Genomic DNA, 8727 nt, shown 5'->3' on the forward strand with positions numbered 1-8727 from the left:
AGCGGCGCCGGCACACCGGTCGGTCAGTGGTGAAGCGCGAGGCCCATGTGGAGCTCGTCGGTGAGCGATGGCGCCACGGGCGGTGCGTAGGCCGCGAGCGAATCTGCGGACGACGCCAGCGACAGCACCGTGGGAGACGCCTGCGTGCCACCGAAGGCCGGTGGGAACGCGGCCTGCAACAGTGCATGCAGCGACTCGACAGCGCCGAAGCCCTGCAGCATGTCGGACAGCTGCAGCCCGCCCCACGCCGGGCTGTCGCCGAAGGGGAAATGCGGCGCATCGTGCGGTTGCTGTTGCTGCTCGATCGACACCGTGACTTCGTCGACGCCGGCCAGGCCCAACGAGTCTGCCGAGGTGAAGAGCGCTGCCGCACCCGCTGCAGGCGTGTAGTTGACGTGCAGCGTCTGCGTGGCCACGTTGCTCGCATCGCCGTCGCGGTCGACCACCTGGTAGCTGAGGGTCTCGTCGTAGTTGTGCGAGGTTGTGGTGCGCGGTGCCACCTGGTAGCTGAACTCGCCCGTGTCGAAGTCCACCACCAGCTTGCCGCCCTTGTCGGTGGCAATGGTGACCTGGTGCGTCGCCTGGTTGTAGCTGTAGTCGCTGCTGGTGGCGGGGCCGGTCTTCGTCATCAGGCCCGTGCTGCTGTCGAAGGCGTAGACGGTGCCGTCGATGGTCAGCGTGGACACATGGCCACCGTCGGCACCGAAGCCCGACGAGCCGCCGAGGCCGCCGGTCAGCAGGTTGCTGACCGTGGGCGGCACGCTGATCGTGCCTTGCAGCATGTCGTTCAGCTGGCTCGTGTCGGTGACGATCTTGCCGTTGGTGTTCGTGCCGGTGTTGCCGTTGTAGGCGATGGGGTCGATGATGCCCTGCGCCGCGGGCAAGAGGTCGGACCCGAGACCCAGTGCGAACGAGTTGATCTTGTTGTTGGTGAGGAAGGTCTTCCAGATCGCTTCTTCCGCCGCCTGGATACCGAAGTCGGCCGTGTTGCTGCCGTTGCTGTTGTTCCCGAGCTGGCCGGTGTTGCCGTCCCCCCGGGTCGGCTCGCCGTCCGTGAGGAAGTAGGACACGTTTTGCGCGCCCTGCAGCTTGCCATTGGCCTCGAAGCCGGTCATCGCCGTAGCCAGGGCGGCGTCGTAGTTGGTGCTGCCCCCGTCCTGCAGGCTCTGCACCAGCGTCTTGGCTTGGGCCGCCGTCATCCAGGCCTGTTGTGCCTGCCCGGTCGTGCTGAAGGTGACGAGTTGCACCCGCACATCGCCGTACAGGTCGTAGCCGTCGATCAGGTTCTTGATGGCCTCCTTCGCACGCGAGAGCCGCGTCGGGTTCTCCTCGCCCATGCTCCCGGAGAGGTCCAGGATCACCATCAGGTTCGTGTTGATCGGTGCCACGTCGACGGACTGCTCGCCGTTCACGAGCACCGGCGCATCGTCCTTGACGGGCACATTGAAGCCCACCGGCGCGCCGCTGAGCTGGCCATCGCTCACCACGGCCTCGAAGTGCAGGTTCGACACGCCCTCGCCGTTGCCCGCCGGGTGGTCGATCGGCGCCTTCAGCGTGACGGTGTAGCCCGCCTCGAACTGCCCCGCGCCCGTGGCGGTGACATTGCCCACGGCCACGGTCATCACCTGGGTGGTGACGCCGTCGACGGTGACGCTGCCCGTGAGCGTGTGCGTGCCCGCGTCCCAGGTCCACGACACCGGCTGGCCGCCGGAGGTGACGCCGGTCGGGCCGCTGAGCGACACCGACAGGTCGCCCGCCAGGCTGTCGGGGTCCGCGATGGAGATCTTGCCGGTCGATTGCACCGACGGCTCGCCCACCGCCGCAATGCCGCCGGGCAGGCTGCCTTCGGAGACGATGCCGGCGTCGGTCGCCGTGGCCGTGGGCGGGTCGTTCACCGGGTTGACGGTCACGGTCACCGTGCTGGTGGTCGTGCCGCCGTGGCCGTCGCTCACCGTGACGGTGAAGCTGTCGGTGCCGTTGAAGTTGGCGTTGGGAACGTAGGTGTAGGTGCCGTTGGGGTTCACCGTCACCGTGCCGTTCGACGGGTTGCTGCCCTTCACGTAGGTGAGCGTGTCGCCGTCGACGTCGCTGCCGACGATCTGGCCGCTGACCGGCGTGTCTTCGTCCGTGGTCTTGGTGTCGTCGGGAGCCTCTGGTGCCTCGTTGACGTTCTGCTCGTTGAGCGTGACGGGGATGTTCGTCGTGATGGTGCCGTCGCTCGCACCGACCACCAGCGAGTGCGCGTTGGCGCCCGCTTCGTAGTCGTTGACGAAGGCTGCAGCGCCTGCCGGCGTGAGGCTGATCTCGCCCGTGAGCGGGTCGATGGCGAAGTAGCCGTTGTCGTTGCCCGAGAGGATGCTGTAGGTGACGGTTGCGCTGTCGATGTCGGTGGCGCGGACCGTGCCGAGCACGGTGCCCGCAGTGCGGTTCTCGTCGTAGCCGAAGACGTAGCCGGTGGCGCTGTCGACCGGCGTGCCGCCGCCGTCGACGAACACCGGGGCGTCGTTGACGGGGTTGATGGTCACGGTGACGGTGCTGGTCGTCGTGCCGCCATGGCCGTCGCTCACCGTGACGGTGAAGCTGTCGGTGCCGTTGAAGTCGGCGCTGGGCGTGTATGTGTAGGTGCCGTCGGCGTTGACGGTGACCGTGCCGTGCGATGGGTCGCTGCCCTTGGCGTAGGTCAGCGTGTCGCCGTCGACGTCGCTGCCGACCACGCTGCCGCTGACGGGTGTGTCTTCGTCCGTGGTCTTGGCGTAGTCGGGCACCGTCGGTGCGTCGTTGATGTTCTGCTCGTTGAGCGTGACGGGGATGGTGGTCGTGGCCGTGCCATCGGTCGCACCGATCACCAGCGCGTGCGCGTTGGCGCCTGCTTCGTAGTCGTTGACGAAAGCTGCAGCGCCTGCCGGCGTGAGGCTGATCTCGCCCGTGACCGGGTCGATGGCGAAGTAGCCCTGGTCGTTGCCCGAGAGGATGCTGTAGGTGACGTTCGCGCTGTCGATGTCGGTGGCTTGGACCGTGCCGAGCACGGTGCCCGCGGGGCGGTTCTCGTCGTAGCCGAAGACGTAGCCGGTGGCCGTGTCGACCGGCGTGCCGCCGCCGTCGACGAAGACCGGGGCGTCGTTGACGGGGTCGATGGTCACGGTCACCGTGCTGGTGGTCGTGCCGCCGTGGCCGTCGCTGACCGTGACGGTGAACGTGTCGGTGCCGTTGAAGTCGGCGTTGGGTGTGTACGTGTAGGTGCCGTCCGCGTTGACCGTGACCGTGCCGTTCGCGGGGTCGCTGCCCTTCACGTAGGTCAGCGTGTCGCCGTCGACGTCGCTGCCGACGACCTGGCCGCTGACGGGTGTGTCTTCGTCCGTCGTTTGGGCGTAGTTGGGCACCGTCGGCGCGTCGTTCACCGGGTCGATCGTGACCGTCACCGTGCTGGTGGTCGTGCCGCCATGGCCGTCGCTCACGGTGACGGTGAACGTGTCGGTGCCGTTGAAGCTCGCGCTGGGGACGTAGGTGTAGGTGCCATCGGCGTTGACCGTGACGCTGCCATGCGCAGGGCCGTTGCCCAGTGCATACGTCAGCGCGTCGCCGTCCACGTCGCTGCCGATCACTTGACCGCTGACGGGGGTGTCTTCGTCCGTGGTCTGGGCGTAGTTGGGCACCGTGGGGGCGTCGTTCACCGGATCGACGGTGACCGTGATGGTGCTGGTCGTCGTGCCGCCGTGGCCGTCGCTCACCGTGACGGTGAACGTGTCGGTGCCGTTGAAGTTGGCGCCGGGGACGTAGGTGTACGTGCCATCGGCGTTGACCGTGACGGTGCCATGTGCCGGGTCGCTGCCCTTCACGTACGTGAGCGTGTCGCCGTCGACGTCGCTGCCGACCACTTGCCCGCTGACGGGGGTGTCTTCGTTCGTGGTCTCGGTGTAGTTGGGCGCCGTCGGTGCGTCGTTGACCGGATTGATGGTCACGTTCACGGTGCTGGTGGTCGTGCCGCCGTGGCCGTCGCTCACCGTGACGGTGAACGTGTCGGTGCCGTTGAAGTTGGCGCCGGGCGTGTAGGTGTACGTGCCGTCGGGATTGACCGTGACGGTGCCGTGCGCTGGATCGCTGCCCTTCGCGTACGTGAGCGTGTCGCCGTCGACGTCGCTGCCGACCACTTGCCCGCTGACGGGGGTGTCTTCGTTCGTGGTCTCGACGTAGTTGGGCACCGTCGGTGCATCGTTGACCGGGTTGACGGTCACGTTGACGGTGCTGGTGGTGGTGCCGCCGTGACCGTCGTTCACCGTCACCGTGAAGCTGTCGGTGCCGTTGAAGTTCACACCAGGGACGTAGGTGTAGGTGCCATCCGCGTTGACCGTCACCGTGCCGTGCGCGGGGTCGCTGCCCTTCGTGTAGGTCAGCGTGTCGCCATCGACGTCGCTGCCGACGACCTGGCCGCTGACAGGCGTGTCTTCGTCCGTGGTCTCGGTGTAGTTGGGCGCCGTCGGTGCGTCGTTGACCGGGTTGATGGTCACGTTCACCGTACTGGTGGTCGTTCCACCGTGACCGTCGCTCACCGTCACCGTGAAGCTGTCGGTGCCGTTGAAGTTGGCGCCAGGGACGTAGGTGTAGGTGCCATCCGCGTTGACCGTGACCGTGCCATGCGCCGGATCGCTGCCCTTGGTGTAGGTCAGCGTGTCGCCGTCGACGTCGCTGCCGACGACCTGACCGTTGACGGGCGTGTCTTCGTTCGTGGTCTCGGTGTAGTTGGGCACCGTGGGTGCGTCGTTCACCGGATCGACAGTGACGGTGATGGTGCTGGTCGTCGTGCCGCCGTGGCCGTCGCTCACCGTGACGGTGAAGCTGTCCGTGCCGTGGAAATTGGCGCCGGGAACGTAGGTGTACGTGCCGTCGGCATTGACGGTGACCGTGCCATGCGCCGGATCACTGCCCTTGGTGTAGGTCAGCGCGTCGCCGTCGACGTCGCTGCCGACGACCTGGCCGTTGACGGGCGTGTCTTCGTTCGTCGTCTCGGTGTAGTTGGGGACTGTCGGTGCATCGTTCACCGGATCGACAGTGACGGTGACGGTGCTGGTCGTCGTGCCGCCATGGCCATCGCTCACGGTGACGGTGAACGTGTCGGTGCCGTTGAAGTTGGCATTCGGGGTGTAGGTATAGGTGCCGTCCGCGTTGACCGTCACCGTGCCGTTCGCGGGGTCGCTACCCTTCACATAAGTCAGCGTGTCGCCATCCACGTCGCTGCCGGTCACTTGTCCGCTGACGGGCGTGTCTTCGTTCGTCGTCTCGGTGTAGTTGGGGACTGTCGGTGCGTCGTTGACCGGGTTGATGGTCACGTTCACTGTGCTGGTGGTCGTACCACCGTGGCCGTCATTCACCGTGACGGTGAAGCTGTCGGTGCCATTGAAGTTAGCACCTGGGGTGTAGGTGTACGTGCCATCGGCATTGACCGTCACCGTGCCGTGCGCTGGGTCGCTGCCCTTCGTGTAGGTCAACGTGTCGCCATCGACGTCGCTGCCGACCACTTGCCCGCTGACGGGTGTGTCTTCGTTCGTGGTCTTGGTGTAGTCGGGCACCGTGGGTACATCGTTCACCGGATCGACGGTGACCGTGATGGTGCTCGTCGTCGTGCCGCCATGGCCGTCGCTCACCGTGACGGTGAACGTGTCAGTGCCGTGGAAATTCGGGTTCGGCGTGTAGACGTACGTGCCATCGGGATTGACCGTGACAGCACCGTTCGAAGGATTGCTGCCCTTGGTGTAGGTCAACGCGTCACCATCGACGTCGCTGCCGACGACCTGGCCGCTGACAGGCGTGTCTTCGTCCGTGGTCTCGGTGTAGTTAGGCGCCGTCGGTGCGTCGTTGACCGGGTTGATGGTCACGTTCACGGTGCTGGTGGTGGTGCCGCCGTGGCCGTCGCTCACCGTGACGGTGAAGCTGTCGGTGCCGTTGAAGTTCGTACCCGGGTTGTAGGTGTACGTGCCATCAGCGTTGACCGTGACGGTGCCATGTGCCGGGTCGCTGCCCTTGGTGTACGTCAGCGCGTCGCCATCGACGTCACTGCCGACGACCTTGCCGCTGACCGGCGTGTCTTCATTCGTGGTCTCGATGTAGTTGGGCGCCGTCGGTGCGTCGTTGACCGGATTGATGGTCACGTTCACCGTGCTGGTGGTCGTGCCACCGTGGCCGTCGCTCACCGTCACGGTGAAGCTGTCCGTGCCGTTGAAGTTGGCGCCGGGGACGTAGGTGTACGTGCCATCGGCGTTGACCGTGACCGTGCCGTGTGCCGGGTCGCTGCCCTTGGTATAGGTCAGCGCGTCGCCATCGACGTCGCTGCCAACGACCTGGCCGCTGACCGGCGTGTCTTCGTTCGTGGTCTGGTTGTAGTTGGGCGCCGTCGGCGCGTCGTTGACCGGGTTGATGGTCACGTTCACCGTGCTGGTGGTCGTGCCGCCGTGGCCGTCGCTCACCGTCACGGTGAAGCTGTCCGTACCGTGGAAGTTGGCACCCGGGGTGTAGGTGTAGGTGCCGTCGGCGTTGACCGTGACGGTGCCATGTGCCGGGTCGCTGCCCTTCACGTACGTGAGCGTGTCGCCATCCACGTCACTGCCGACGACCTTGCCGCTGACCGGCGTGTCTTCGTTCGTCGTCTCGTTGTAGTCGGGCGCCTCGGGCGCGTCGTTGACGGGCGAGACCGTCACCGTCACCGTGCTCGTCGTCGTCCCGCCATGGCCATCACTCACCGTGACAGTGAAGCTGTCCGTCCCATGGAAGTCCGGGTTCGGCGTGTACGTGTACGTGCCATCCGGGTTGACCGTCACCGTGCCGTGCGCTGGATCGCTGCCCTTCGTGTAGGTCAGCGTGTCGCCGCTGTCGATGTCGCTGCCGGTCACGCGGCCGCTCACGGGCGTGTCTTCGGTCGTGGTCTCGGTGTAGTCGGGCGCGGTGGGCGCGTCGTTCACGGGCGAGACGGTCACGGGCACCGTGACGGTGGTGGTGCCGCCCTTGCCATCGCTGACGGTCACTTCGAAGCTGTCGGGCCCTTCGTAGCCGGGCTTGGGCGTGTAGACGAACTGGCCCGTGGTCGGATCGACGGTGACGGTGCCGTGCTCGGGGCCCTTGGCGACGGTGTAGGTCAGCGTGTCACGGTCGGGGTCGGTCGCCTGCACTTGTCCGCTAACGGGCTTGTCCTGGTCGGTGACGACAGGATCGGCCTTGCCTTCGGGGCCGCGGTTCTGCGCGGGCAGCAACGGCGGGATGAAGGCCGGGCCACCACCGCCACCGCCGCCACCGCTCGCGGCGGCACCAACGCCCAGCACGCCGAGCGCGCCCAGCAGCCAGCCCGGCACGCCGTCGGGCAGCAAGGCGCCGCCGGCGTCGTTCCATTCGATCTCGGTGAAGTGGAAGTCTTTCCAGGGCGCGGTGTACTGGCCCCACCACTGCACGCCGGCGCCGTCCTCGAGCACGAGGTCGTTGCGGCCGGCGTCGGGGTACTCGGCGAAGAAGCCGCGCACGGCGACTTCCTGGCCGTCGCGCAGCACGAGCACGAGGTCGTCGCCGCGGCGCTCGAACTTGAGCACGCTCTCGGGCGCGATCTTCAGCGTGACGATCGACGGGCGATCCAGAACCAGAGGGGCTTCCGCCGTCGCTTTGCGGGATGACGCGCCACCAGACTTGTAAACAGCTTCCATGATTGGTCTTTCTCCTTGACTCCGGACCTCGGGCGAGCCCTCGCTTTCAGCGAACAGCCCGGGTCGCACGTTGGGAAATCTCGAAGGCCGCGGGTGGCTCTCGAGGACTCGCCAGCGAGACCCGGTGCGCGGGTCACGCAGGCTTGCGCTTGCATGGGGCCGGATTCTTGGTTCGGGGGGGTGTCCGGACTTTTGCCGGAGAGGCCGTGGCGTTTGCCGTGGCGTACAACTGTTCACAAACGTGTGTGAATGTCGAATACTTCACACGATTGGCCAAAGAAATTCAGCAATTCGCAAGTCAGGAAAGCGAGCGCTGGCGGCCTTTTGGCTTACGGGCTTTTGCCGGAGCGTCCAATTCTTTTGATGGACGGAATCGGCCCGGCTATTTGCTGCAATACCGAACGGGCCCTGTCCAGCGCCCCGTTTCCCCTCTGACAGACCCCCTCGCTGCGGCACCTTTTTTAAGGCCTCGGGCGTCAATGGCGGGTGAATCGATCAGGAATGAAGACCGGTCATTGGATGAATTTGCATTTCTTGTGACAATGATTACCAAATTAATTTCTTGGTTACATTGTTTCGGCCACAGAGCGTTCCAACGCGGTGCCGGCGCCCCCTCTTTCCATGTCCTATTGGTCACCTCCGGAGCCCCGGAGAGCTCATCTGCTGGTTGTCGACGACAACGTTGACGAACTCAAGCTCTTGCTGGAAACGCTGCGGGGCACCGGCTACCGCATCACGCTCGCCTTCGACGCGATGGAGGGCTACCGGCGGGCGACGACGCTGCAGATGGACCTGGTGCTGCTGGACGTGCGCCTGGGCGGCACCGACGGGTTTGCCGCCTGCCGCCTGCTGAAGGCCGACCCGGCCACGGCGGACATTCCGGTGATCTTCGTGACCTCGTCGGCCAGCCTGGAAGAGCGCCTGACGGGCCTGCGGGCCGGCGCGGTCGACTACATCGTGAAGCCCTTCGACCCGGCCGAGGTGATGGCCCGCGTCGAAATTCACCTGGCGCTGGCGGAATCCCGCAGGGCGCGCACCGCCCCTGCCC

General features: G+C 66.2%; 2 protein-coding genes. One reads left to right on the forward strand and one right to left on the reverse strand.

The genetic code is table 11. The features are described from left to right. Window positions 1-23 precede the first annotated feature (23 nt). A complete protein-coding gene (locus AC3WQR_RS14555) occupies window positions 24-7679 on the reverse strand; it encodes a tandem-95 repeat protein (protein ID WP_492742476.1) in 7656 nt (2551 codons plus the stop codon). A 621-nt stretch (window positions 7680-8300) separates the two neighbouring features. Here AC3WQR_RS14555 and AC3WQR_RS14560 point away from each other — a divergent pair. Continuing rightward, the coding region (locus AC3WQR_RS14560) for a response regulator (RefSeq protein WP_492742477.1) at window positions 8301-8727 on the forward strand (427 nt) is incomplete at its 3' end.

The organism is Variovorax sp. FW305-3-2-15-B-LB1, assembly GCF_058787635.1.

Excerpts from the sequence above, each read along its gene's own strand:
- AC3WQR_RS14555 (WP_492742476.1), bottom strand. The coding sequence starts at position 7,679 with ATGGAAGCTGTTTACAAGTCTGGTGGCGCGTCATCCCGCAAAGCGACG.